This window comes from Klebsiella sp. 54 (assembly GCF_018223875.1).
GTDB lineage: Bacteria > Pseudomonadota > Gammaproteobacteria > Enterobacterales > Enterobacteriaceae > Klebsiella > Klebsiella quasipneumoniae.
Window position 1 is genome coordinate 76763 of sequence record NZ_JAGRRA010000012.1, and the last position, 24902, is coordinate 101664.

At 53.9% G+C, this 24902-nt stretch carries 23 protein-coding genes; 9 read left to right on the forward strand and 14 right to left on the reverse strand.

The features are described 5' to 3' along the window. Window positions 1-42 precede the first annotated feature (42 nt). On the forward strand, window positions 43-960 hold the full coding sequence (locus KHQ24_RS21405) for an alpha/beta hydrolase (RefSeq protein WP_004203629.1): 918 nt from the start codon (window positions 43-45) through the stop codon (window positions 958-960). A gap of 11 nt (window positions 961-971) precedes the next feature. Here the strand turns inward: KHQ24_RS21405 and fabY are convergent, their stop codons facing one another. The 8 genes from fabY to typA form a co-directional block, all read right to left on the reverse strand. Then, window positions 972-1913: a fatty acid biosynthesis protein FabY gene (gene fabY / locus KHQ24_RS21410; RefSeq protein WP_025999202.1), complete on the reverse strand. Its 942-nt coding sequence runs from the start codon at window positions 1911-1913 to the stop codon at window positions 972-974. Window positions 1914-1957: 44 nt separating this feature from the next. Then, window positions 1958-2395: a D-aminoacyl-tRNA deacylase gene (gene dtd, locus KHQ24_RS21415; RefSeq protein ID WP_004203627.1), complete on the reverse strand. Its 438-nt coding sequence runs from the start codon at window positions 2393-2395 to the stop codon at window positions 1958-1960. Then, the gene (locus KHQ24_RS21420; RefSeq protein ID WP_004203625.1) at window positions 2392-3252 is read right to left on the reverse strand and encodes a virulence factor BrkB family protein; all 861 of its coding nucleotides are present in this window, start codon (window positions 3250-3252) and stop codon (window positions 2392-2394) included. The genes dtd and KHQ24_RS21420 overlap by 4 nt, the downstream gene beginning before the upstream one ends. After that, a complete protein-coding gene (gene yihX / locus KHQ24_RS21425; protein WP_017899838.1) occupies window positions 3246-3845 on the reverse strand; it encodes a glucose-1-phosphatase in 600 nt (199 codons plus the stop codon). Before yihX ends, KHQ24_RS21420 begins: the two co-directional genes overlap by 7 nt. A gap of 138 nt (window positions 3846-3983) precedes the next feature. Then, a complete protein-coding gene (locus KHQ24_RS21430; protein WP_048293950.1) occupies window positions 3984-5246 on the reverse strand; it encodes an MFS transporter in 1263 nt (420 codons plus the stop codon). 100 nt (window positions 5247-5346) lie between these two features. Further along, a complete protein-coding gene (locus KHQ24_RS21435) occupies window positions 5347-6327 on the reverse strand; it encodes a sugar phosphate isomerase/epimerase family protein (protein ID WP_211777457.1) in 981 nt (326 codons plus the stop codon). A 7-nt stretch (window positions 6328-6334) separates the two neighbouring features. After that, a complete protein-coding gene (locus KHQ24_RS21440) occupies window positions 6335-7045 on the reverse strand; it encodes a GntR family transcriptional regulator (protein WP_087832527.1) in 711 nt (236 codons plus the stop codon). Window positions 7046-7244: 199 nt separating this feature from the next. Then, window positions 7245-9068 carry a ribosome-dependent GTPase TypA gene (gene typA / locus KHQ24_RS21445; RefSeq protein ID WP_002882755.1) on the reverse strand — a complete coding sequence of 608 codons (1824 nt, stop codon included), beginning with the start codon at window positions 9066-9068 and terminating at the stop codon, window positions 7245-7247. Between the two features lie 378 nt (window positions 9069-9446). Here typA and glnA point away from each other — a divergent pair, with 378 nt between their 5' ends. From glnA to KHQ24_RS21465, 4 genes are all read left to right on the forward strand, one after another. Then, entirely contained in the window at window positions 9447-10856 is a 1410-nt protein-coding gene (glnA, locus tag KHQ24_RS21450; RefSeq protein ID WP_004203622.1) for a glutamate--ammonia ligase, read from the forward strand. A 188-nt stretch (window positions 10857-11044) separates the two neighbouring features. After that, entirely contained in the window at window positions 11045-12094 is a 1050-nt protein-coding gene (glnL, locus tag KHQ24_RS21455; protein ID WP_004203621.1) for a nitrogen regulation protein NR(II), read from the forward strand. A gap of 8 nt (window positions 12095-12102) precedes the next feature. Continuing rightward, on the forward strand, window positions 12103-13512 hold the full coding sequence (glnG, locus tag KHQ24_RS21460; RefSeq protein ID WP_002882749.1) for a nitrogen regulation protein NR(I): 1410 nt from the start codon (window positions 12103-12105) through the stop codon (window positions 13510-13512). A 110-nt stretch (window positions 13513-13622) separates the two neighbouring features. Then, window positions 13623-13733: a YshB family small membrane protein gene (locus KHQ24_RS21465; RefSeq protein WP_004152951.1), complete on the forward strand. Its 111-nt coding sequence runs from the start codon at window positions 13623-13625 to the stop codon at window positions 13731-13733. Between the two features lie 35 nt (window positions 13734-13768). Here the strand turns inward: KHQ24_RS21465 and hemN are convergent, their stop codons facing one another. Then, window positions 13769-15142 carry an oxygen-independent coproporphyrinogen III oxidase gene (hemN, locus tag KHQ24_RS21470; protein ID WP_043521875.1) on the reverse strand — a complete coding sequence of 458 codons (1374 nt, stop codon included), beginning with the start codon at window positions 15140-15142 and terminating at the stop codon, window positions 13769-13771. Window positions 15143-15330: 188 nt separating this feature from the next. After that, entirely contained in the window at window positions 15331-15837 is a 507-nt protein-coding gene (yihI, locus tag KHQ24_RS21475; protein WP_002882743.1) for a Der GTPase-activating protein YihI, read from the reverse strand. Window positions 15838-16422: 585 nt separating this feature from the next. Here yihI and yihA point away from each other — a divergent pair. Then, complete coding sequence (yihA, locus tag KHQ24_RS21480) at window positions 16423-17058, forward strand: ribosome biogenesis GTP-binding protein YihA/YsxC (protein WP_004203619.1); 636 nt, start codon at window positions 16423-16425, stop codon at window positions 17056-17058. A gap of 359 nt (window positions 17059-17417) precedes the next feature. Here yihA and polA read toward each other — a convergent pair whose 3' ends face one another. Further along, complete coding sequence (polA, locus tag KHQ24_RS21485; RefSeq protein WP_108450769.1) at window positions 17418-20210, reverse strand: DNA polymerase I; 2793 nt, start codon at window positions 20208-20210, stop codon at window positions 17418-17420. A gap of 396 nt (window positions 20211-20606) precedes the next feature. Between polA and KHQ24_RS21490 the strand changes: the two genes are divergently transcribed. Next, window positions 20607-21524, forward strand: coding sequence for an acyltransferase (locus KHQ24_RS21490; RefSeq protein WP_017899843.1), 918 nt, complete (start codon window positions 20607-20609; stop codon window positions 21522-21524). Between the two features lie 30 nt (window positions 21525-21554). On the opposite strand, the gene dsbA is transcribed toward KHQ24_RS21490, so the two are convergent. The 3 genes from dsbA to KHQ24_RS21505 form a co-directional block, all read right to left on the reverse strand. Then, window positions 21555-22178, reverse strand: coding sequence for a thiol:disulfide interchange protein DsbA (dsbA, locus tag KHQ24_RS21495; protein ID WP_004203613.1), 624 nt, complete (start codon window positions 22176-22178; stop codon window positions 21555-21557). Window positions 22179-22205: 27 nt separating this feature from the next. Next, the gene (locus KHQ24_RS21500; protein ID WP_211777458.1) at window positions 22206-23192 is read right to left on the reverse strand and encodes a serine/threonine protein kinase; all 987 of its coding nucleotides are present in this window, start codon (window positions 23190-23192) and stop codon (window positions 22206-22208) included. A gap of 75 nt (window positions 23193-23267) precedes the next feature. Next, window positions 23268-23537, reverse strand: a complete 270-nt coding sequence (locus KHQ24_RS21505) for a YihD family protein (RefSeq protein ID WP_002882612.1) — start codon at window positions 23535-23537, stop codon at window positions 23268-23270. Window positions 23538-23608: 71 nt separating this feature from the next. On the opposite strand from KHQ24_RS21505, the gene mobA reads away from it, so the two are divergent. Then, window positions 23609-24190, forward strand: coding sequence for a molybdenum cofactor guanylyltransferase MobA (gene mobA / locus KHQ24_RS21510; protein ID WP_004203611.1), 582 nt, complete (start codon window positions 23609-23611; stop codon window positions 24188-24190). Further along, entirely contained in the window at window positions 24187-24693 is a 507-nt protein-coding gene (gene mobB / locus KHQ24_RS21515) for a molybdopterin-guanine dinucleotide biosynthesis protein MobB (protein ID WP_064187981.1), read from the forward strand. The genes mobA and mobB overlap by 4 nt, the downstream gene beginning before the upstream one ends. Window positions 24694-24902: the final 209 nt, after the last annotated feature.

The window sequence follows — 24902 nt, forward strand, 5'->3', positions numbered from 1 at the left end:
AGGCTATAACACTGGATATTAACCCAGTAAAAGGGACTTGCCATGACGTTGGAAAAAGGGATTGCTTCGCTGGTTGAGGAGTTTATTGCTGCGGGGCGGCCATCATCGCGAGAACAGAGTATTGATGACCGGAGAAACGGCTATCTCGCCAGCGCCGTTCTCGCAGGGGAAACAGAAACGCGGGTGCAGGTTGAAGACATCGCGCTCGATGGCATGACCTTGCGCGTCGTCTCGCCGCCAAAAAGCAACGGCTTACTACCCACCATTGTGTATTATCACGGCGGCTGTTTTGTCAGCGGCGGCTTTGCCACCCACGACAATCAGCTCCGCCAGCTAGCCTGGTTCAGCGGTTGCCGGGTGATCGCCGTGCAGTACCGCCTGGCGCCGGAGCATACCTTTCCGGCGGCGCACGATGACGCAGAACAAGGTGTCATGATCATCCACCGGCACGCGGAGCAGCTTGGCGTTGACGCCTCACGCATCACACTGGCTGGCGACAGCGCCGGCGGGCACCTCGCTCTGGTAACGGCCCTGCGCCTGAAAGCGAATGCGGCGTGGCAACCCGCGCAACTGATTCTGATTTATCCCATGCTCGACCCCACCGCCAGCATGGCGAGCTACGTCAGCAACGGCGCTGACTATGTGATTACCCGGGACACGTTGTTGAGCGGCTATGAAATGTACCTCGCCTCGACGCCAGCGAACCATCCGGATGCCAGTCCACTCTGGCGCGACGATTTTCACGGTCTGCCGCCGGTGCATATTCTGACGGCGGAGTTCGATCCTTTACGCGACGAGGGCGAAGCGCTGCATCGAAGGCTGATGGCGCAAGGGGTGGAGAGTTCCTGTCAGCGCTATCTGGGGGTGATCCACGGCTTCTTTCAGCTGGGTGGGATCAGCCGCGCCGCGCGAGATGCCATGCGGGATATCGCCTGGCGCTTAGCATCGCCAGGACGATAACCGCCCGCGGCTTACTCTTCCTCGTTGCCGCCCTCTTCGTAAGAGCCAAAGGGCTTCGCCGGCAGCACGATGTAGATCCCCTCGAAAACGGCGCCCTGTTTATCGTCGCCAAAAAGCTCCACCTGCATTTGCACGCGGGCTTTACGCCCACGCGCCAGACGGTCGAGATCGCCGCTCAGCGAACCGAGGTCGGCGATGGCGCTGGGGCGGCCGCTAATGGGCTGACTGTAGCGGATATGCGCATCCGCCAGAATGATGGTGCCCCCCAGGTGCCGCTCGCGCAGCATCAGCCAGATAAGCCCCCATCCGGTTAAGGTAGCGAGCGAGAACAAACTGCCGGCAAACAGCGTGTGGTGCGGATTCTGATTTCCCGCTTCCGGCATGGTGGTAATAAATTTCTGCCCGGTGTACTGCTGGATGCGCACGCCCATTTTTTCACTCAGCGGGATATGCTGATACCACGCCTGCTGTAGTTGCGCGCACCAGTCGCCACGGTGGAGAATGTCGTCCAGCGATGCGACCGGCTTAATCATCAGGAAATGACGGATCGGCGTGGTGGTCGGGGTGGTGATCTCCCCCTGATTGATAAAGCCGAGCTTGGCGAAAAACTCCACCGCATCTTCGCGAGCGCTACAGGTGACCCGCTTAACCCCTTCCTGACGCGCGACGGACTCCAGGGTCATCGCCATCAGCGTACCCAGCCCTTTATCCTGCACCGAGGGATGAACGGCCATAAAGCGAATGGAGGCTTCATTCTCTGCATTGATATATAGCCGGCCGACAGCCACCAGGTTGCCCTCTTCATCCACCACCATCTGATGATGCGCCATCGCATCCCAGGCGTCACGTTCCGAACCCTTAGGCTGATGCAGCGGCTTACGCAGCATTTCCCAGCGGAACTGATAGTAGCTCTCTAACTCTTCTGCTGTTTGCGGTACACGAAGGTGATACATAGTCGTACTCTCTTTTGTTACCCGCAGCCTGCCCGGAAGCTGGGTCATACTTGCAACCAAAAGGTCACGGGACCATCATTGACCAAAGAAACCTGCATATCCGCAGCGAATCTTCCGGTCTGGGTGTTCATTTCCTGCTGGCGACAGCGGGCAACGAAATACTCATACAGCGCCTCAGCACGGTCAGGAGCGGCGCCTTTCGAGAAGCTTGGCCGCATTCCCCGCTCGGTATCCGCCGCCAGCGTAAATTGCGAAACCACCAGCACGCTGCCGCCCGCCTGCTGAACGTTCAGGTTCATTTTCCCCTCCGCATCGCTGAAGATGCGGTAGCCCAGCACGCGCTCGCAGAGGCGATTCGCTTTTTGTTCATCATCGTCTTTTTCGACCCCCAGCAGCACCAGAAGCCCCGGGCCAATTTCGCCCGTCACCTCGTCCGCCACGGTAACGCTTGCACGGGATACGCGTTGAATTAATGCAATCATGGTTGTTCTGTTTCTTCTGTTTTAAGTTTGCGGTATTCACCGAGAGTGACAGTAATTTCAGCGCCAAGCAAGACGATACACCAGGTCCAGTACACCCAGACGAACAAAATCGGCACCACCGAAATCACGCCATAAATGAGCTGATAGGACGGAAAGGTGGTGATATAGAGGGCAAACGCTTTTTTACCTGCCTCAAACAGCAGCGCCGCCACCAGCGCCCCGATCACCGCGTCGCGGTTACGTACCTGGGTGGTGGGTACAATACTGTAGAGCAGCCAGAATGCCGCCCAGGAGAGGATCAGCGGGAAAAGGCGGAGCAGATTATCAATTACGCCGTCCAGGTCGCTTGCCCAGCGCAGCGACAGCAGATAGGAACTGATCGCCAGGCTGGCACCCGCCAGCAGCGGACCAAGGGTCAGGATCATCCAGTAAACGGCAAAGGAGTAAACTTTGGGGCGACTGCGCGTGCTGCGCCAGATGGTGTTTAGCGCGCTGTCGATCGAGTACATCAGCAGCAGCGAGGTGACGATCAGGCCAAAGGCGCCTACGGCGGTCATGCGGCTGGAATTGGCGACGAACTGCTCGATATACCCCTGGATCACATCCCCGGTCGCCGGAATAAAATTGGCGAAAATAAAATGGCGGATCTGCACGCTGACTTCGGAGAACATGGGAAAGGCCGCAAACAGCGCGAACACGACGGCAATCAGCGGCACCAGGGACAGTAATGACACATAGGCGAGGTTCCCCGCCAGGGTGGTCATATGGTCTTCATCAATACGCCGCCACAGCAGCTTTAGCCACGCCAGCAGCGGCCGGGTATGGTGGAGTAATTTTTGATGAACGGTTCTTAGCATAGCTGTTTCGCGAAATAGTCAGGGATGGTCTTCTTCCCGGTCACCAGAATGCTGGTGATCCCCAACCGGTTAGCCCCTGCTATATTATCGACGTTATCATCAAAAAAGACCGTATCTGCGGCGGAAAAGCCCTCTTCTTCCAGTACTCGCTGATAAATTTGCGCTTCAGGCTTACGCATTCCCATCTCCTGTGACAGATAGATGCGATCGGCGGCAGCGCGCACTTCCGGGTATTCATCCGGCCAGAACGTGGTGTGAAGACGATTGGTATTTGAGAGCACCACCACGCGATGGCCCTGGGCACGCAGTTTTTGCATGATCGCAATCACTTCCGGACGCAGCGCGACAAACACCGCCTGCCAGCCGTGAGCAAACTGCTCATAGCTGAGGGACATATTCATTTCATGACACATGGCGGCGGCAAAGTCTTCATCGCTGAGCTCGCCGCGCTCATGCTGATGGAAAGCCTCTCCCATGGTGAAATGCTGCTTCAGCGTCGCCAGCGGGATGCGGGTTAAATCGCTCCAGGCCCCCAATACCCGGTTGAAGTCAATGTCGACAATCACATTACCTAAATCAAAGATATAGAGCATTTTCGTCTCCTTCCGCGCCGTGGAAAATTAACTTTAGCGGGAAAGATGAGGTTTGACTATGCATAAACCTGAAACAACAAGCCACTCGCGAACAAAGCCGCATAATGCGGCTTTGAATAAGCAGAATCAGGCTGGCGGTTATTCTGTCGCAGCGCGCAGCGTTTTCCTGCCACCGCGAATGCGTTTAACCAGCATGACCGAAACGAACGCGCCACAGAGCGCAAAGCACGCCATGATGCCAAAGACTATCTTGTAGCCTGTCAGACCAGGATTGAGATCGAGAATGTAGCCATACAGGCTGTAGCAGAACATGGCCGGTGCGTAGCCAATGAAACTCCCCAGCGCCATGGCGGCGCCGGTCCGGTTCTCCGCGATGTTGGCTTCACCGATCGGGGCAAAGAAGACCGCTCGCTGGGTAAACACAATTGCGCCAAATCCCAGGGTGCAGATCATGCCGAGGTAGACTGGCATGCTTTCGTGGGGCAGCAATATTAACGCCACCAGGGCTACGGTGCTGGCACAGAAGGTATAGAAGAGATATTTGCTTGGCGACTTGAGGATTTTATCGGCTATCAGGCCGCCAATCGGCCCACCCACCATTTTCAAACAATACTGGTTAATGATGCCGTAGGCGCCCACCAGCGCCACCGGCAACAGGTAGATATTTTTCAGGAAGGGAATAAAGAAAGTGAGCCCACAGTAAACCGCATAAACAAAGAAGACGTTGAACGCGATAAGCCAGATGGTTTTATCTTTTAAGACCGAAGAGATGCTACTTTTCTCTGTGGCGCTGTCGACGGTAGCTTTCTCAGGCGCATCCTCATCCTTTTCTTTCAGCATAAAAAACAGCATGATCCCGACAACAATCACGATCAGAGCGTAGAACCAGATCCCGGCTTTAAACCCCAGCAAACCGCTGCCAAACCAGGTGAAAATAGCCAGGGCAGAGAAAGCAATAATCGTGTCGACAATCCCCCGCCCGGTCTCAAAGAAACCAAACAAACGCCCCTGCTGTTCGCTGTTGCCCAACCGGCTTACCGACTTTAATAGCACCGGCCAGTTCATCATGTCGCAGGTAACGCCAAAGAGAGCCCAAACAAAGAGAATTCCCCAGTAGCCTGGCATAGTCGTCAGATAGATCCCCAACAAGCCTGTCGCAATCAGCGATAGCGACATGGTGTAGCGGCGAGGCAGTTTATCGGCAAAGTAAATTGACAGGAAAAAACCAATCGTGGTCACCACGGAGTTCACCGACATGGCATTGCCTATCTGGCCATTAGTCAGATGGAAATAGTCCTGCATCGGAATATAAAAAGCATCTTTCAGAGAAGGCAGTTTATAAATGGTGCCACCGCACAGGGTTAATAAACTGAATATAGCCCATTTCTTTTTTGTGAGCATAAGTTCCCCTAATGATTGAACATCATTTGGTTTAAGGAAAATAACAGACCATCATCATTTATTAAAAATGATGTCCCGGCATAACGAATTATTAGTAAATTTAGTGTGCCAGCGCCGTAAGCGCTTCGTCTTTTATTCTCTGCAACGTCTCTTTGACATAATGGAGCTGCGCTATCGCATCCTCTTTTTCTTTTAGCAGTCGCGCTTCAAGCTGATCGGCGTCTGGCAGTGGGGTTTCGCTCATTTGTCGCCAGGGGATCCACGGGTTGTCCCCCTCCGAGGCAAAACGGAACGGGGGGGCATAGTAATCCACTTCTTCTTCCAGACCGTATGCCATGACCTGCGGATGATCATCACCAAGACAAATTAATTCCGTCAGCAGCGCCTTAAACGGCATATCGCCCTGGCCTGAATTACAGGCCCGATGCCCAAGCCCACCGTTCTCAGTAATAATACAAGCGTCTTTGATATGAACCTGCGTAATGTAAGGTGACATCAACGCTAACGCCTCAAGCGGTCGCTCATTAGCGTTGATCATATTGGCGAAGTCAAAAAGGAGCGATAGCGATGGCATCTCGCTTTGTTTAATTAAATTCACCAGTTCAGCGCTTTTGAGATCTTCATGTTGCTCAAGGGTGAAGGTCAGGCCGGTATGACTATAAGCCTTTTTAATGTATTGAATATCTGCTGAAATTTTTTCCATTACGTCATGTAAATGGCCTTCATAACGCGGATAAAAACGAACGGAAGTCGCTCCTGTTTTTAAAGCGATAGTCGCGGCCTGATCGATGGTCTGTTTATCGGAGGCGCTGGTTTCGATGTGAATATCCAGCTGCAACGCTTTCGCTTTGTCAGCAAACCCGGCTAACTGGGCATCATTCATATTGCTCAGCGAATAACGCTCACCATCAAGAACGTGTATTTTCACCCCCTTTAAATGCAGACTATCTGCAATGGTCAATAAATCATTAGGTAAAACACGTTCAAGCCGCATATTCAAATGATAGGCATAAGCATGAAGGTAGAGTGGTATATTATCAATACGGGAAAGGATCTTCCCGGCGTTATCTTTAGTGACCATAAAATACCTACAAGTTAATAAACAGATCCACAGCCTCAAATCGCCAGTATTCGAGATCTATTTGCACAATATTACCGGCACTATCGGCACGGTGTTTTTCTATCAGAATAGCCGGCAGACCTGCAGAGCCACCGATGAATTTGCTCACATCGCCCGACATTCTGACGGGTCTAAAAGCCAGTTTTTTTATCACCACAGGCTTATGATATTCACGCTCCCAGACGGAGGAAAAAGATTGGTTCTTCAACCGGTCAATAAAATCTGGCGCGATGTTAGGGTTGATAAAGGTCTCATGGTAGAAAACTTTATGCCCTTCCAGCGCTCCCCAGCCGGTGACCAGATATAAATCATCAGACGGAGTGACATCCAGCAGGGGTTTAGCGGCGTCGGGATAGTCTCGGGTTCGCTGTTTTTCAATAAAGCCCCACGAAGGTTCTCTTCCCTGCTCAATGGCGGCCCGCTGAAAGCTCGCGGGGAGCTCAGGACTGTAGTTAAAACGCGGCTGCGCGACAAACCATCCTTTCCGGTCTTTACGAAAGATCCTCGATTCCGCTTCCAGGCTGAGCAGCGCCTGACGCAGCGTCATGCGTTTGATCCCCAGCAGTTCGCCAAGCTCTCTCTCTGAAGGCAGTTTTCCACCCGCAGCCGTCAGCCCTTGCTTAAGCCACAGATCCAGTTTCTCTTTTGCATTTTCGACAGTAGAAAGATTTTCAGTCATTGTTTAATCCATTTGGTTTAAACCAGATAACTCATCTTACTCTTCTGCAAAAAAAGAAAGCAATTCCTCGGACAAACTTTAGGTATAAATGTGACCAGGGTCTCCTGGAGGCCCCGGGTTAGCGCAGCGATTGTCAGATCTCACCCATAAAAAAACCCCGCCGGAGAGGCGGGGTTTAGCGAACAGCAAGAAGAATCAATTACTCTTCTTTTGCACCGCGCATTGCGCGTTTACGGTCGTTCTCGGTCAGGTGACGTTTACGAATACGGATAGAGGTCGGAGTGACTTCTACCAGTTCGTCGTCATCGATGAACTCCAGAGCCTGCTCCAGGGTCATCTTAACCGGCGGAACCAGAACCGTGGCTTCGTCAGTACCGGACGCACGCATGTTGGTCAGTTTTTTACCGGTCAGGCAGTTTACCGTCAGGTCGTTAGAACGGCTGTGAATACCGATGATCTGGCCTTCGTAAACTTCCGCACCGTGACCGAGGAACAACTTACCGCGATCCTGCAGACCGAACAGCGCGAACGCTACCGCTTTACCCTGACCGTTGGAGATCAGCACGCCGTTGTTACGCTGGCCCACTTCGCCCGGACGAACGTCGTCGTAGTGGCTGAAGGTGGAGTACAGCAGACCGGTACCGGAGGTCATGGTCATGAACTCTGAACGGAAGCCGATCAGACCGCGGCTTGGGATCACGTAGTCGAGACGTACGCGGCCTTTTCCGTCCGGATTCATGTTTTTCAGGTCGCCTTTACGCTCGCCCAGCGCCTGCATAACAGAACCCTGGTGCTGCTCTTCGACGTCCAGCGTCACGTTCTCGAACGGCTCTTGTTTACGGCCATCGATTTCACGGAAGATAACTTTCGGACGGGAAACCGCCATCTCGAAACCTTCGCGACGCATGTTTTCAATCAGAACGGACAGATGCAGTTCACCACGGCCGGAAACGCGGAACGCATCAGCGTCTTCGGTTTCTTCAACGCGCAGCGCCACGTTGTGCACCAGCTCTTTGTTCAGGCGGTCCAGAATCTGGCGAGAGGTAACGAACTTACCTTCTTTACCGCAGAACGGAGAGGTGTTGACGTTGAAGAACATGGAAACGGTCGGCTCATCAACGGACAGGGCCGGCAGCGCTTCGACATTCTGCGGGTCGCAGATGGTGTCGGAGATGTTCAGCTCGCCCAGACCGGTGATCGCGATGATGTCGCCAGCTTCAGCTACGTCGCTCTCGATACGCTCAAGCCCCAGGTGAGTCAGCACTTTACCGACTTTACCGTTACGAGTTTTGCCTTCGCTATCGATGATAGTGACCTGCTGGTTCGGCTTCACTTTACCGCGTTTGATGCGGCCGATGCCGATGACGCCAACGTAGTTGTTGTAGTCCAGCTGGGAGATCTGCATCTGCAGCGGACCGTCAAGGTCAACGTCCGGCGCCGGCACGCGATCGACAATCGCCTGGTACAGCGGGGTCATGTCGTCAGCCATGTCTTCGTGGTCCAGACCCGCGATACCGTTCAGCGCGGACGCGTAAACGATCGGGAAGTCCAGCTGTTCGTCGGTCGCGTCGAGGTTAACGAACAGGTCGAACACCTGATCGACAACCCAGTCCGGACGCGCGCCCGGGCGGTCAACTTTGTTGATGACCACGATCGGCTTCAGACCGTGGGCAAAAGCTTTTTTGGTCACGAAGCGCGTTTGCGGCATCGGGCCATCAAAGGCATCTACCACCAGCAGCACAGAGTCAACCATGGACATAACACGCTCAACTTCACCTCCGAAGTCGGCGTGCCCAGGGGTATCAACGATGTTGATACGGTAATCATTCCATTTGATTGCGGTGTTTTTCGCGAGGATGGTAATCCCACGCTCTTTCTCCAAATCGTTGGAGTCCATCACACGTTCTTGTGCTTCAGTACGTGCGTCGAACGTACCGGATTGCTGTAGCAGCTTGTCAACCAGGGTAGTTTTACCATGGTCAACGTGCGCGATGATGGCGATATTACGCAGATTTTCGATCACAACTTTGCCTCAGGCATTAGAAATAGCGCGTTATTGTACACGTATTAAGCGAAGGACTGAACAGGATCACAAACATCCTCCGCAAACAAGTATTGCAGAGTTTCTTTGTGACCGCTTTCACGGAGCGATAAAAGGGCACCGTAACAAAAATTGCACCAAAATGGTGCTCAATGTTCACACTGAGGCACTATTTTGGTGCATTATCTCCATCATGGTGCAGTCCTTTTGCACTATGGTGCGCATGATACAGCGTTTTATGGGGCATTTAAAAGTTGGCACAGATTTCGCTTTATATTTTTTAAGGCAACAACGCCACTTTTAAGCAGTATGAAGTTTTCGTTACCACGACGACAATGACCAATCCGGGAGAGTTTAAGTATGTCCGCTGAACACGTTTTGACGATGCTGAACGAGCACGAAGTGAAGTTTGTCGATCTGCGCTTCACCGATACCAAAGGTAAAGAACAGCACGTCACGATTCCGTCTCATCAGGTAAATGCCGAATTCTTCGAAGAAGGCAAAATGTTTGATGGCTCCTCGATTGGTGGCTGGAAAGGTATCAACGAATCTGACATGGTCCTGATGCCGGACGCTTCCACCGCGGTCATTGACCCGTTCTACGAAGAACCGACCCTGATCATCCGCTGCGATATCCTCGAGCCTGGCACCCTGCAGGGCTATGACCGTGACCCGCGCTCCATCGCGAAACGCGCTGAAGAGTACCTGCGCGCTACCGGCATCGCTGACACCGTCCTGTTCGGGCCAGAACCAGAATTCTTCCTGTTCGACGACATCCGTTTCGGCGCCTCTATCTCCGGCTCCCATGTCGCGATCGATGATATCGAAGGTGCGTGGAACTCCTCCACCAAATACGAAGGCGGTAACAAAGGTCACCGTCCGGGCGTGAAAGGGGGTTACTTCCCGGTTCCGCCAGTAGACTCTTCTCAGGATATCCGCTCCACCATGTGTATGATCATGGAAGAGATGGGCCTGGTTGTTGAAGCTCACCACCACGAAGTGGCTACCGCAGGTCAGAACGAAGTGGCAACCCGCTTCAACACCATGACCAAAAAAGCGGACGAAATTCAGATTTACAAATACGTTGTTCACAACGTCGCTCACCGCTTTGGTAAAACCGCGACCTTTATGCCGAAACCAATGTTCGGCGACAACGGCTCCGGCATGCACTGCCATATGTCTCTGGCGAAAAACGGGACTAACCTGTTCTCCGGCGACAAATACGCAGGTCTGTCTGAGCAGGCGCTGTTCTACATCGGCGGCGTAATCAAACACGCTAAAGCCATCAACGCCCTGGCGAACCCGACCACCAACTCCTACAAGCGTCTGGTCCCGGGTTACGAAGCGCCGGTTATGCTGGCTTACTCTGCCCGTAACCGCTCTGCCTCCATCCGTATTCCGGTGGTGACCTCTCCGAAAGCGCGTCGTATCGAAGTGCGCTTCCCGGACCCGGCTGCTAACCCGTACCTGTGCTTTGCGGCGCTGCTGATGGCTGGCCTCGATGGTATCAAGAACAAAATCCATCCGGGCGAAGCAATGGACAAAAACCTGTACGACCTGCCGCCGGAAGAAGCGAAAGAGATCCCGCAGGTTGCCGGTTCTCTGGAAGAAGCCCTGCAGGCCCTGGATGCTGACCGCGAGTTCCTGACGGCTGGCGGCGTATTCACCAATGACGCTATCGATGCTTACATCGCCCTGCGTCTGGAAGAGAACGACCGCGTACGCATGACTCCGCATCCGGTTGAGTTCGAACTGTACTACAGCGTCTAATTTTGCTGTAAATCCAGGGTATGTCGTGTTGTGGCGCGGGATGCCCGGGATATTTTGTTGCCGTGGAAACTTTCAGCCCATCTCAGGATGGGCTTTTTTCTCCACCAACACGCTGATCTCGCGAGCTTTTTACCGATAAAAAGCTATACTGCACTAAATTGGTGCACTCTTTTTCAGGAGACTGTCGAATGGCAACAGGCACACTGCCCGATGCTGGGCAGATCCTCAACTCTCTTATCAACAGTATCTTACTGGTCGATGATGACCTGGCGGTGCACTTTGCCAACCCTGCGGCGCAGCAGTTGCTGGCGCAGAGTTCGCGCAAGCTGTTTGGCACCCCGTTACCTGAGCTGTTGAGCTATTTCTCATTAAATATTGGGCTGATGCAGGAGAGTCTGCAGGCGGGCCAGGGTTTTACCGATAACGAAGTGACGCTGGTTATCGATGGCCGCTCGCATATCCTGTCGCTGACCGCCCAGCGGCTGCCGGAAGGCTTTATTCTGCTGGAAATGGCGCCGATGGATAACCAGCGCCGCCTGAGCCAGGAGCAACTGCAGCACGCGCAGCAGGTCGCCGCCCGCGATCTGGTCCGCGGCCTGGCGCACGAGATTAAAAACCCGTTAGGCGGCCTGCGCGGCGCGGCACAGCTGCTCAGCAAAGCCCTGCCCGACCCGGCGCTAACGGAATATACCAAAGTGATCATCGAGCAGGCCGACCGGCTGAGAAATCTGGTCGATCGCCTGCTCGGCCCACAGCATCCGGGCATGCACGTTACCGAAAGCATCCACAAGGTCGCCGAACGGGTAGTGAAACTGGTCTCGATGGAGTTGCCGGACAACGTGAAGTTGATCCGTGATTACGACCCCAGCCTGCCGGAGCTCCCCCACGACCCGGATCAAATTGAACAGGTGTTGCTGAACATCGTCCGTAATGCGCTGCAGGCGCTGGGGCCGGAAGGGGGCGAAATTGTTCTCCGCACCCGGACCGCTTTCCAGCTGACGCTGCACGGGGTGCGTTATCGCCTCGCCGCCCGTATTGACGTCGAAGATAATGGCCCGGGTATTCCGCCCCAGCTCCAGGATACGTTGTTTTATCCGATGGTCAGCGGCCGCGAAGGCGGTACTGGCCTGGGCTTATCTATCGCCCGCAGCCTTATCGATCAGCACTCCGGCAAAATTGAATTCACCAGCTGGCCGGGTCATACCGAATTTTCGGTATACCTGCCTATTCGGAAGTAGAGGTGTTTATGCAACGAGGGATAGCCTGGATCGTTGATGACGATAGCTCCATCCGCTGGGTGCTTGAACGCGCGCTCACCGGAGCCGGCTTGAGCTGCACAACGTTCGAAAGCGGCAATGAGGTGCTAGATGCCCTCACCACCAAAACCCCGGATGTACTGCTGTCAGATATCCGTATGCCGGGAATGGATGGCCTGGCGCTGCTCAAACAGATTAAGCAGCGTCATCCGATGCTTCCGGTCATCATAATGACCGCGCATTCCGATCTGGACGCCGCGGTCAGCGCTTATCAGCAGGGCGCGTTTGATTATCTGCCCAAACCTTTTGATATCGATGAAGCTGTCGCCCTCGTCGACCGGGCGATTAGCCACTATCAGGAGCAGCAGCAGCCGCGAAATGCGCCGATAAGCAGCCCCACCGCCGATATCATTGGCGAGGCGCCGGCCATGCAGGATGTCTTTCGCATTATTGGCCGTCTGTCGCGCTCATCCATCAGCGTGCTGATCAATGGCGAATCCGGTACCGGTAAAGAGCTTGTCGCTCATGCCCTGCATCGCCATAGCCCGCGCTCAAAAGCGCCGTTTATCGCGCTGAATATGGCGGCGATCCCCAAGGACCTGATTGAGTCCGAGCTGTTCGGCCATGAAAAAGGGGCCTTTACCGGCGCCAATACCGTCCGTCAGGGTCGCTTTGAACAGGCTGACGGCGGCACGCTGTTCCTGGATGAAATTGGCGATATGCCGCTGGATGTCCAGACTCGTCTGCTGCGCGTTCTGGCGGATGGCCAGTTTTATCGCGTGGGCGGCTACGCGCCGGTGAAGGTCGATGTGCGGATCATCGCCGCCACCCATCAGAATCTGGAGCAGCGGGTGCAGGAGGGGAAATTCCGTGAAGATTTATTCCACCGCCTGAACGTGATCCGGGTGCATTTGCCGCCGCTGCGCGAGCGTCGGGAAGATATTCCACGTCTGGCCCGCCATTTTCTGCAGATTGCCGCCCGCGAGCTAGGTGTTGAAGCCAAACAGCTGCATCCGGAAACGGAGACAGCGCTGACCCGCCTGGCGTGGCCGGGCAACGTTCGCCAGCTGGAAAACACCTGTCGCTGGCTCACCGTCATGGCCGCCGGCCAGGAGGTGCTGACGCAGGATCTGCCGAGCGAACTGTTTGAGACCACCATTCCTGATAGCCCGACGCAGATGCAGCCAGACAGCTGGGCGACGCTGTTGGGTCAGTGGGCCGATCGGGCGCTGCGTTCCGGTCATCAAAACTTGCTTTCAGAAGCGCAACCCGAAATGGAACGCACGCTGCTGACGACCGCCCTGCGTCATACTCAGGGACATAAACAGGAGGCTGCGCGCCTGCTGGGATGGGGTCGTAATACCCTGACGCGTAAGCTAAAAGAGTTGGGTATGGAGTAGGGTTAAACGGCGTGATGAAAAATAGCCGATCAGCGCAAAGTGCTGCTATTTTGTACTTTACTGTTCCGATGAGTTGAGTATGATCGTGCCCGGCATTAGGGGAGAGCATCATGTTTGAATCACTGGTGAGTATGATATCGAGCGGCGCCGCTGCGAGTCACACACCACAAACGGCAGTCGCTGCCGTTCTGTGCGCTGCGCTGGTCGGGCTGTTCAGCTAATTGTTCCCCCTCTCCTGCGGGAGAGGGGGAAAACATTAAATCACCCTTGAGAACTGCTGCATCCGAGCCTTTTGCCGCAGATAGGCATCAAAGCACATACAGATGTTGCGGATCAGCAGGCGGCCTTTCGCCGTTACCTGGATAGCCTTACTCTCCACCACCACCAGCCCGTCATGCGCCAGCGGCGCCAGCAGTTTCAGGTCCTCAGCAAAATAAGACTGAAAATCCACGGCCCACTGCGCTTCGACTGCATCAATATCCAGACGGAAGTTACAGATCAACGCCTTAATTACGTCGCGACGCAGACAGTCGTCCCGGGTTAACGCGATCCCGCGCCACAGGGCGTTCCCTTGCTCTGCCACCTGCTGGTAGTACTGCTTTAGCTCTTTTTGGTTCTGGGCGTAGCTGTCGCCAATCATGCTGATCGCGGACACGCCCATCCCCAGCAAATCGGTATCGCCCTGAGTGGTGTAGCCCTGGAAATTGCGATGCAGTACGCCGTGACGTTGCGCGACCGCTAATTCATCATCAGGACGCGCGAAGTGGTCCATGCCGATGAACTGATAGCCTGCCGCCGTCAGCGAGCCGATGGTCTCCTGGAGGATCTCCAGCTTCTGTTCAGCGGAGGGCAGATCGGCATCTTTAATTTTGCGCTGTGCGGCAAAGAGCGTGGGCAGATGCGCGTAGTTAAACACGCTCAGGCGGTCAGGATTGAGCTCGGCGACCTTTTGCAGGGTAAAGGCAAAGCTCTCCGGCGTTTGTTTCGGCAGGCCGTAGATGAGGTCGATATTGGTCGAGGTAAATCCAATCTCCCGCGCATGACGGAGCAAATCAAAGATGAACGCTTCGTCCTGTTCGCGGTTAACAAGACGCTGAACCTCTTTATTAAAGTCCTGCACGCCCATACTCAGGCGGTTGAATCCCTCAGCGCGTAAATGATCGAGGACATCCAGCTCGATTTCACGCGGATCGACCTCGATGGAGATCTCGGCTTCGGCGTTAAAATGAAAATGGGTACGCAACAGATCCATCAGGCGACTGATTTGCGCCTTGTTGAGATAGGTCGGCGTGCCGCCTCCCCAATGCAGTTGCTTAACCTGACGGTTGGCAAACAGCGGCGCACGGTGGATGATCTCCTGTTCAAGGAGATCGAGATACTGATCGGCCTTATGCTGCTGGCGGGTGACGATCTTATTGCAGCCGCAGAAATAACACAGCTTATGGCAAAACGGGATATGCACGTACAGCGACAGGGGACGCTGTGGGTAACGGGCCACAGCAGCATCGAATTCCGCCGCGCCGAATTGTGGTGAAAACTCGAGCGCGGTGGGATACGAGGTATAGCGCGGCCCGGAATAGTTATATTTCTGGATCAGGGCCAGATCCCAGTCGATTATCTGCTCAGACATGCTCACTCCTTCCGATGGTGCCGCCGACGGGTACGCCGTCCCGGCCCCACCGCACCGCGGGTCATGAGCCGGTTGCGCAACCATTTCTGACGCCGCGACAACCGTCGTAGTTTAACGAATAACCACAGCAGATAACATATAACCAGAAGGGTTATAAGCAGTACCGGGAATCCGATGGGATGCAAATGTTAGTTTCCACCCTTCAGCAGACGCATCATATCTTCCTGACGCTCTTCCTCTTCTTCATCTTCGTCATCGTAAGAGAGGCCGAGCTGCTGCATCAGCTCATCAATGCGATCCAGTTTGGCATCCACCCAGCTCTGCTCTTCAGCATTCAGGGTACCGCCCTCTTCCAGACGTTCCAGCAGCGCGTCCAGGCGCTCATCATTCTCCAGCAACTCCAGCTCAGCCTGCGGTGAAAGCATAGGTTTCTCGCTCTTTGGTTTATGCTGCTTGGGAGCTGGAGCGCTGCTTTCGCTCACGCCCAGCGGGATGGGTTTTTTGCTGCCCACGCGTGGATCTTGCGCCTGGCGCTGTTTTTTACCTGCTGAAGCCGCATCGCCGCCGTTCGCGCGACTACCTGCCGCGTGGCCACGATGTTTCTTCTGCCGTTTGCGATCGCGAGCTTCCTGATTTAACTCTTCACGCGACTTGCGGCCGGATTTGCCACGGGTGGCGGATGTCGGTTTTTTCATGGTGTGTAATCTTCAGACAGTATTATTCAGTATAGAATTGAGGCGGAATCTAGCAGAAAGCAAGCAAAGAAAAAAGGCGACAGATTACTCTGTCGCCTTTTTCCTCACTGACCACCCTTAACGGGCTCTTCTTTCCCTGTTCGCTAACGACTTACCCTGTCTTTCCCTTAGCGTCCAACGGTCCCTGTCTCTTCCTTTTCCCTTTGAAACGTTTCCAAAACGCGCGTCATCCTGACAATCCTGTGGTCTTCGCCTCCTGGCGCTTCCTGACCCCTCGTCCTGAGTCCTCATCCTTTTCAGCATCCCCGCCGTTGTGTATTACTTTACCCTGTTGACAAAAATCGACAACCAGTCTGGCCGTTAAAATTCCACTTTTCAGATTTCTCTATTCTTGTAATCTATTTATTTTCAGTAGGTTATAATTTATTAGTCTTATTTTTCTCAGGCATGTCCTATACGAAGAATAGCCAATGTCTCACAAAGTGCATGGTTTTTACTTACAGAACCGGCGTGCGGTAAAAACAGCCTTTTTCTGCTGTTCAGGTATAATCCCTGCCATAGCCTGTTTTAACGGAGACGACCGTCTTGACCAACTGGAATTATCAACTGACGCACTTTGTCACTAGCGCGCCAGATATCCGCCATCTTCCTGCCGATACCGGTATTGAAGTGGCATTCGCCGGCCGCTCCAATGCGGGAAAATCCAGCGCGCTGAATACGCTGACCAACCAGAAAAGCCTGGCGCGGACCTCCAAAACTCCCGGACGTACACAGCTGATTAACCTGTTCGAAGTCGCCGAAGGCAAACGCCTGGTCGACCTTCCCGGCTACGGTTATGCGCAAGTCCCGGAAGAGATGAAGATCAAGTGGCAGCGCGCGCTGGGAGAATACCTGGAAAAACGCCTGTGCCTGAAGGGCCTGGTGGTCCTGATGGACATTCGCCACCCGCTTAAAGATCTCGATCAGCAGATGATCCAATGGGCGGTAGAAAGCGATATTCAGGTGCTGGTGCTGCTGACCAAAGCCGATAAGCTCGCCAGCGGCGCGCGTAAAGCGCAAGTGAATATGGTGCGTGAAGCGGTGCTGGCCTTCAATGGCGATGTTCAGGTTGAACCCTTCTCCTCGCTGAAAAAATCTGGCGTGGATAAGCTGCGACAGAAGCTGGATAGCTGGTTTAACGAAATCCCGCCGCAGGAAGCAGAGAGCGCCGTAGACGAGTAATCGTCACCAACAGCCGGATAAGAGCGTGCCGCGCCTTGTCCGGGTTCCTCTCCAGCGTCAAGCACAAGCGCGTCCTTCTTTTTGCCACTTTTCTTTCGCGCAATAAAAAACGCCCCGGTCATAAATGACCGGGGCGGCTAAAATATTCAGCCAAATCCGATTACGTGAAGTAAAAGGTCTGAAAGATAGAACATCTTACCTCTGTACCCTACGCGAATAACTTTACTCTTCTTTCGCTCACGGATAAAGCATTTTTTGTAGTTTTTTTTCACTATTTACATAGCAAATTCAAATGATCCTCACAAAACTCTATAAGTTATGTTGCTTACTTACAGAAAATCGCGTTGTGCTTTGTATACTTAGTGCGCTTGATCCCAGTTTTCTCCGCTGCCCACTTCCACCAGCAACGGTACCGCCAGCGTAGTGCTGTTCTCCATCAGTTCGTGGATCTTTTTCGATACGGCGTCGAGCTCATCCTTATGCACTTCAAAGACCAGTTCATCGTGAACCTGCATGATCATTCGCACGCGAGGTTTCTCGCTCCGCAGCCATTCATCAACGGCAATCATCGCCCGCTTGATGATATCCGCAGCCGTCCCCTGCATCGGGGCATTAATCGCCGCACGTTCCGCACCGGCACGACGAGCGCCATTGCTGGACTTGATATCCGGCAAATAGAGTCGACGGCCATCCAGCGTTTCAACATACCCTTGCTCCTTCGCCTGTGCGCGGGTGCGCTCCATATACTCCAGGACGCCCGGATAACGCTCGAAATAAAGATCCATGTACTTCTGCGCTTCTTTACGCGGGATGTTCAGCTGGCGGGCCAGGCCAAAGGCGCTCATGCCATAGATCAGACCGAAGTTGATAGCTTTCGCACTGCGCCGCTGTTCGCTGCTGACGCTGTCCAGCGGTAAGCCAAACACTTCAGCCGCCGTCGCCCGGTGAATATCCTTCCCTTCCGCGAAGGCGGTCAGCAGGCCTTTATCCCGCGACAGGTGCGCCATAATGCGCAGCTCGATTTGCGAGTAGTCCGCCGAGACAATAACGTAATCTTCTGGCGCGATAAACGCCTGGCGAATACGGCGCCCTTCTTCGTTACGCACCGGAATGTTTTGCAGGTTTGGATCGGTAGACGACAAACGGCCGGTGGCGGTAACCGCCTGATGATAGGAGGTATGTACGCGGCCCGTTTTGGGATTAATCATCAGCGGCAGCTTATCGGTATAGGTCGACTTCAGCTTCGCCAACCCACGGTACTCCAGAATCACTTTCGGCAACGGATAATCGAGCGCCAGCTCTTCCAGTACCTCTTCAGAGGTGGACGGCGCACCGCCCGGCGTCTTCTTCAGCGGCTTGATACCCTGTTTTTCAAACAGGATCGTTTGCAGCTGTTTGGTGGAGGAGAGATTAAACGCTTCCCCGGCGATCTCATGCGCCCGCTGCTCCAGCTCAACCAGGCGCTGGGCTATTTCCTGCGAGTGCGCATGCAGCACGGCGGGGTCGATTTTAACGCCGTTGCGCTCAACGCGTGACAGCACCGGCACCAGCGGCATTTCAATGTGCTGGAAGATATTCAGCGGACCTTCATGCTGCTGCAGCTTCGGCCACATTTTCAGATGCAACTGAAGCGTGACGTCGGCGTCTTCCGCCGCGTAGCGACCCGCCTCTTCCAGCGCAATCTGGTTAAAGGTGAGCTGATTCTTACCCTTACCAGCGATCTCTTCGAAGGTAATCGTTTTATGTTTCAGCCAGCGGTCGGAAAGACTGTCCATATCATGGCGGCCCGCCACGCTGTCGAGAATGTAAGATTCCAGCATGGTATCGAACGCAATCCCGCGCAGCTCAATGTCGTAATTAGCCAAAATGCCGCGATCGTATTTGAGATTTTGCCCAACCTTGAGCAGCTTCTCATCCTCCAGCAGCGGTTTAAGCAGCGCCAGCACGCGCTCGCGCGGGATCTGATCCGGCGCATCAAGGTAATCATGCGCTACCGGGACATAGGCGGCCACGCCCGGCTCAACAGCGAATGAAAGGCCGACCATGTTGGCGGAGATGTTATCCAGGCTGTCGGTTTCCGTATCAAAGGCAAAGAGCGGCGCTTGCTTCAGCTTATCGATCCAGGTGAGCAGCGTAGCCTCATCAAGGATGGTGACATAGTGCTCTGCTGAAAGTGCATTAGCGGCCTCAACCTCTGCTTCCGCTTCTGCCGCTGCTGCAGGCACTGCAGGTTTCGCAGCCGGTTTGCCCCCCTTCGCCTGCAGCCATTTTCCGGCTTCAACGTCGGTGGTCCAGCGCTTAAACTCATACTGTCTGAACAGCGCCAGCAGATCGTCTGCCGCCGGCGGCTGCACCTCCAGCTCTTCGCAAGTGAGCTCCAGCTCGACGTCGGTTTTGATGGTCGCCAGCTGATAAGAGAGATAAGCCACCTCCTTGTTCTGCTCCAGCTTCGCCGCCATCGTTTTCGCGCCGCGGAAGCTCAGTTCAGCGATCTTCTCCGGTTCCGCATACAGCGTATCTAGACCGCCGAGGCCTTGCAGCAGCGCCTGGGCGGTCTTTTCGCCCACGCCCGGCACGCCAGGAATGTTATCTGAGGAGTCGCCCATCAGCGCCAGGAAATCAATAATCAGCTCTGGCGGGACGCCGTACTTGGTAACCACCTCATCCGGCCCGAGGATAGTGTTGGTCATGGTATTGATCAGGGTGATCCCCGGCGTCACCAGCTGGGCCATGTCTTTATCGCCGGTACTGATCAGCACCGGACGTCCAGCCCTTTCCGCTTCCCGCGCCAGGGTGCCAATCACATCGTCAGCTTCGACGCCCGGGACCGCCATCAGCGGCAGCCCCATCGCTTTCACCATTTTATGCAACGGCTCAATCTGCGCGCGCAGATCGTCCGGCATCGGCGGGCGGTGAGATTTGTAATGTTCGAACAATTCATCACGGAAGGTTTTCCCTTTCGCATCAAAGACCACGACGGCATGAGTCGGTTGATACTGCAGAATCAAACTGCGCAGCATATTCAGTACGCCGTACATAGCCCCGGTGGGCTCCCCTGCGCTGTTAGTCAGCGGCGGAAACGCATGATACGCCCGATAAAGATAGGAGGAGCCGTCAACGAGGATGAGAGGGTTTTCTGGGATCTGAACCATAATTTCCGTGCCTGTTTATCAGATTATGGATAAAGGATGCCACAGACGGGCATGAAATCCTGAATTTTTCCCGCATTTCGCGGAAAAGATTCAACGATCGTCCCGATCGCGCGACAACTTATCTTGTGGATAACTTTGTGCATAGTTTTACAACGTCAGCTTATCCGCCCCTGAAAATAAATGAATAAATAGTATTAGTTATTATTTATCAATAACTTAAAAGAAGATCAACGATCCTGGCATGAATTTGATGACCTAATCTTCCATGTGGATAGAAGATCCTTGTTTTTTTCTGTTCTGGTAAGACCCGTCATTTGCCGCGTTTTCTGGTAAAATCAGCCTCTTGCGCAGCTTAAAGGCGCTCTTTGTCAGCCTAACTTTCTGAATAAACTAACTATGTCGAGATTACTCGCTGCGATAACACTTCCGCTGAGTATCGCCTTAACCATCTTAGTCACCGTTATCTGCTCTGTACCGATCATCGTCGCCGGGCTGATTAAACTACTGGTCCCCATTCCAGCGGTATGGCGCTCTATATCCGTTTTTTGCAATTTTATGATGTACTGCTGGTGCGAGGGGCTGGCGCTGCTGTTGCATCTCAATCCCTGGCTAAAATGGGACGTCCAGGGTCTGGAAGGCCTGAACAAAAAGAACTGGTATCTGCTGATCAGCAACCACCACAGCTGGGCAGATATCGTGGTGCTATGCGTGCTGTTCCGCAAGCATATTCCGATGAATAAGTACTTCCTTAAACAACAGCTGGCGTGGGTACCGTTCATCGGCCTCGCCTGCTGGGCGCTGGATATGCCTTTTATGCGCCGCTATTCGCGCAGCTATCTTATTCGTCACCCCGAACGCCGCGGTAAAGATGTCGAAACCACCCGCCGTTCATGTGAGAAATTCCGCTCGCACCCAACGACAATCGTCAATTTTGTGGAAGGCTCGCGTTTTACCGACGCAAAAAAGCGCGAGACGCGCTCTCCTTACCACAACCTGTTACCGCCGAAAGCGGCGGGTATCGCCATGGCGCTCAATGTTCTCGGTTCGCAGTTCGATAAACTGCTGAACGTTACGCTGTGCTACCCGGAAAATCATGCAAGGCCGTTTTACGACATGCTAAGTGGCCGACTGACGCGCATTGTGGTTCGTATCAATCTGGTACCGATTGGTGAAGAGCTACACGGCGATTACGTCAACGATAAGAACTTTAAGCGTGGTTTCCAGCGCTGGCTAAATGGGCTATGGGAAGAGAAAGACCGTCAGTTAACTGACATCATGCGGGACAAAGCAAGGAAGTCACGGCAAAGTAGATAAAAAAAAGCCGGTCAGTGACCGGCGTTTTTTTTATTTCTTCTCAACCAGCTGCTTCACGGTATCCGCATACTGAGCGACGAAGACATCCATATTGCTGGTGTCCATCCCCTGCGGGTTCAGCTGGTACTTACCATTGACGTACATAGCCGGTACCCCCTGCAGCTGCAGATCGGCTGCCGCTTTCTCCTGCTGAGCGACCAGAGATTTCACCACGAAGCTGTTCCATGCGGCATCGTAGTCTTCCCCTTTCACGCCAGCGTCGACGAACACTTTACGAATGTCAGCCAGGCTCTGTACGGTCTGGTTTTTCTGCACCGCTTCGAACATCGGCGCCGTAATTTTATCTTCAACGCCCAGCGCGATGGCCACAGCCCATGCCTGCGTCAGCTCCTTGCCCAGCGGCCCCAGGAACTCGACATGGTATTTGGTCATTTTGGTGCCTTCTGGCAGTTTCTGGCGCACGCTGTCAGAGACATGCAGCACTTCTTCAAACTGATAGCAGTGCGGGCAGTAGAATGAGAAGAATTCGAGCACCTGCGGCTCGCCAGCAACCGGCTTATCAAGGGTGATGTACTGCTTGCCGTCGGTGATCTGGGCAGCGGATGCACTAAAAGCCAGAATCATACCAGCCAGCGCCAGCCAAACTTTTTTCATGATTTACTCTCTCCTGGATATATCACATTAATACATTGGCGTTAACTGAAGCGGGGGTTCCTGTAGAACCTTCACCTGCTCGAGAAAAGTAGACGTCTGCCCTCGCCAGTAATCCTCCCCGGTTAACCAGGGAAAATTAACCGGGAAAGCCGGATCGTCCCAGCGTCTGAGCAACCACGCCAGATAATAAACCAGTCGCATGGCGCGTAAAGGTTCAATAAGCGCGATTTCATCGCTGTTAAAGGGGCTGAATTCCTCATAGGCCTCAACGATGGTCTCCAGCTGCATACGCTGTTCAGCCTTATCGCCGTTGAGCAGCATCCACAGATCCTGAATCGCCGGGCCGGTTCGCGCATCGTCTAAATCGACAAACAGCGGCCCATCGCGCCAGAGGATATTGCCTGCATGACAGTCACCATGCAGGCGCAAAGTAGTCCCGCCACCGTGCCATTGCGTCATGACGGCAGCGATGAGTTTATCGGTCGCCTTCAGGAAATCGGCCTTCAGGCCTGAGGGGATAAGCGTCGACTGTTCAAATACCTGGCGTGGTTCCAGCAGATATTCCTGCACGCCAATCTCCGGACGCGCAGAAAAGCGCTGTTTGCGCCCGGTCTGGTGCAGGCGCCCCAGATAACGGCCAACCCACTCCATCTGATCAAGGTTATCCGCCTCGAACTGTCGGCCGCCAAGGCTTGGGAAAACGGCAAAATAAAACCCCTGGTGCTGATGAAGCGTACTGTCGTTAAATAACAGCGGCGCAGCAACGGGCACTTCATCTTCTACAAGCTGAAGCGCAAACTGGTGTTCTTCAAGGATTTGTGCTGCCGACCAGCGCTCAGGACGATAGAACTTCACCACATAACGATGACGCTCTTCGTCCTGGAACTGATAAACGCGGTTCTCATAGCTGTTCAGCGGGGTAAGACCGGAGTCCACCCGCATACCCAGATGGAATAACCCATCGATAATGGTATCCGGGCGAAGCGTCTGAAAAGTAAAAGCCTTATCGTGCATCCTGACATCCGATAATCGTACGAATAGTTCAGGATATCATCTCATTGCGCTTTACGCGGCAGCGCTTACAACCTTTTACTCTTTTATTACACCGCGGGCGCGCAGCAGCGCGGTTTTAAAGTCTTCTTCATAATCCTTCTGAATACCCGGGATGACAGCATCTTTTGAAGAATCACGCATCTTCAGGTGATAGATCAGAATATCGTCGGAAAGATCGCTCAGTTCGCCATCATAGCCAGCCTCTTTCGCCAGTTTCTGCAAAAATTGCATCAGGTTCAGTTCTGGCTCTTTCTGCCAGGCGGGCTGGAGGAGTTCAATTACTTCATTCAGACGTTTACATTTCATGGTCATGCTCCTTACTCTTGATAGGGACAAGTTAACAGGGTCAATCCCACAATGAAAGAGGCGATATTCATATGCAAAGCGAGGCGATAACCGGCGTCGTGCTGGCGGGCGGCAGGGCCACGCGAATGGGCGGCATTGATAAAGGATTACAGTTGCTCAATGGACGTCCTCTCTGGCGACACGTCGCGGAAGCATTAGCTCCGCAGGTCGATGAGTTAGTCATTAGCGCCAATCGTCATCTTGAACAGTGGCGTGCCAGCGGATATCCGGTCTTTCGAGACATACAGGAGGGTTATCAGGGGCCGCTGGCCGGAATGCTTGCTGTGATGCAGCAGGTCGCGAGCCCATGGTTTGTTTTTTGCCCCTGCGACACGCCGTTCATTCCGTCCTTTTTGGTGGAGCGCTTTATCCAGCAGAGAGGGGACGCACCGGTCGTTTGGGCCCATGACGGCGAACGGGATCATCCTGCCGTTGCATTAGTTCATCGTCAAATCATTCCGGAACTGGAGGCTTATCTGGCACATGGAGAGCGCAGGGTGATGGTTTTTATGCGACAAATGGGTGGGCGCCCGGTGAATTTCAGCGATGTGAAAACTGCTTTCATTAATGTAAATACGCTCGAAGATTTGCAGCAGATGCAGGAGCCATCATGATCCCATTACTGGCGATCGCCGCATGGAGCGGTACCGGAAAAACAACATTATTAAAGCGTCTTATCCCTGAGCTTTGCGCTCTAGGATTACGCCCGGGACTGATAAAGCACACCCATCATGATATGGACGTGGATAAGCCGGGCAAAGATAGCTATGAACTGCGTAAGGCGGGCGCTGCGCAAACTATTGTCGCCAGCGAACAGCGGTGGGCATTGATGACCGAGACGCCCGAGAAGCCGGAATTAGATCTCACATGGCTGGTTAGTCGAATGGATGCCAGCAGACTGGATCTGGTTTTGGTCGAGGGTTTCAAGCATGAAGCAGTGCCTAAGATCCTGCTTTTTCGGCAAAACAGCGGCCATCGTGTAGAAGAGCTGGTAATTGATGAGCATACCATCGCCGTGGCCAGCGATGTATCGATCGCGACCTCACTTCCGTTGCTGGATTTAAATGATGTACCACAGATCGCGACATTTATTGTGAGTTGGTTAGAGAGGCAATAGTCATTTATCGACGGTGATATAGGAGGGATTTTCCCGGAGGCGGTGCTGCGCACCTTGTCCGGCCACAGGGACGTAGCCCCGTGTCGGATCCGTAGCCCCGGTAAGCGCAGCGCCACCGGGGGGGCATGCCGGCACCCTTCCCGGATGGCACAAACGCAAAAAAGCTCAGCCTTCCGACTGAGCTTTCTGCTTTATTTGATGCCTGGCAG

Coding starts and splice junctions, on each gene's coding strand:
- fabY (WP_025999202.1), bottom strand. CDS start 1,913: ATGTATCACCTTCGTGTACCGCAAACAGCAGAAGAGTTAGAGAGCTAC.
- KHQ24_RS21465 (WP_004152951.1), top strand. CDS start 13,623: ATGTTTGAATCACTGGTGAGTATGATATCGAGCGGCGCCGCTGCGAGT.
- glnA (WP_004203622.1), top strand. CDS start 9,447: ATGTCCGCTGAACACGTTTTGACGATGCTGAACGAGCACGAAGTGAAG.
- glnL (WP_004203621.1), top strand. CDS start 11,045: ATGGCAACAGGCACACTGCCCGATGCTGGGCAGATCCTCAACTCTCTT.
- KHQ24_RS21505 (WP_002882612.1), bottom strand. CDS start 23,537: ATGAAATGTAAACGTCTGAATGAAGTAATTGAACTCCTCCAGCCCGCC.
- glnG (WP_002882749.1), top strand. CDS start 12,103: ATGCAACGAGGGATAGCCTGGATCGTTGATGACGATAGCTCCATCCGC.
- dsbA (WP_004203613.1), bottom strand. CDS start 22,178: ATGAAAAAAGTTTGGCTGGCGCTGGCTGGTATGATTCTGGCTTTTAGT.
- mobB (WP_064187981.1), top strand. CDS start 24,187: ATGATCCCATTACTGGCGATCGCCGCATGGAGCGGTACCGGAAAAACA.
- KHQ24_RS21500 (WP_211777458.1), bottom strand. CDS start 23,192: ATGCACGATAAGGCTTTTACTTTTCAGACGCTTCGCCCGGATACCATT.
- KHQ24_RS21440 (WP_087832527.1), bottom strand. CDS start 7,045: ATGACTGAAAATCTTTCTACTGTCGAAAATGCAAAAGAGAAACTGGAT.
- KHQ24_RS21420 (WP_004203625.1), bottom strand. CDS start 3,252: ATGCTAAGAACCGTTCATCAAAAATTACTCCACCATACCCGGCCGCTG.
- KHQ24_RS21490 (WP_017899843.1), top strand. CDS start 20,607: ATGTCGAGATTACTCGCTGCGATAACACTTCCGCTGAGTATCGCCTTA.
- hemN (WP_043521875.1), bottom strand. CDS start 15,142: ATGTCTGAGCAGATAATCGACTGGGATCTGGCCCTGATCCAGAAATAT.
- mobA (WP_004203611.1), top strand. CDS start 23,609: ATGCAAAGCGAGGCGATAACCGGCGTCGTGCTGGCGGGCGGCAGGGCC.
- dtd (WP_004203627.1), bottom strand. CDS start 2,395: ATGATTGCATTAATTCAACGCGTATCCCGTGCAAGCGTTACCGTGGCG.
- KHQ24_RS21430 (WP_048293950.1), bottom strand. CDS start 5,246: ATGCTCACAAAAAAGAAATGGGCTATATTCAGTTTATTAACCCTGTGC.
- KHQ24_RS21405 (WP_004203629.1), top strand. CDS start 43: ATGACGTTGGAAAAAGGGATTGCTTCGCTGGTTGAGGAGTTTATTGCT.
- polA (WP_108450769.1), bottom strand. CDS start 20,210: ATGGTTCAGATCCCAGAAAACCCTCTCATCCTCGTTGACGGCTCCTCC.
- yihX (WP_017899838.1), bottom strand. CDS start 3,845: ATGCTCTATATCTTTGATTTAGGTAATGTGATTGTCGACATTGACTTC.
- KHQ24_RS21435 (WP_211777457.1), bottom strand. CDS start 6,327: ATGGTCACTAAAGATAACGCCGGGAAGATCCTTTCCCGTATTGATAAT.
- yihI (WP_002882743.1), bottom strand. CDS start 15,837: ATGAAAAAACCGACATCCGCCACCCGTGGCAAATCCGGCCGCAAGTCG.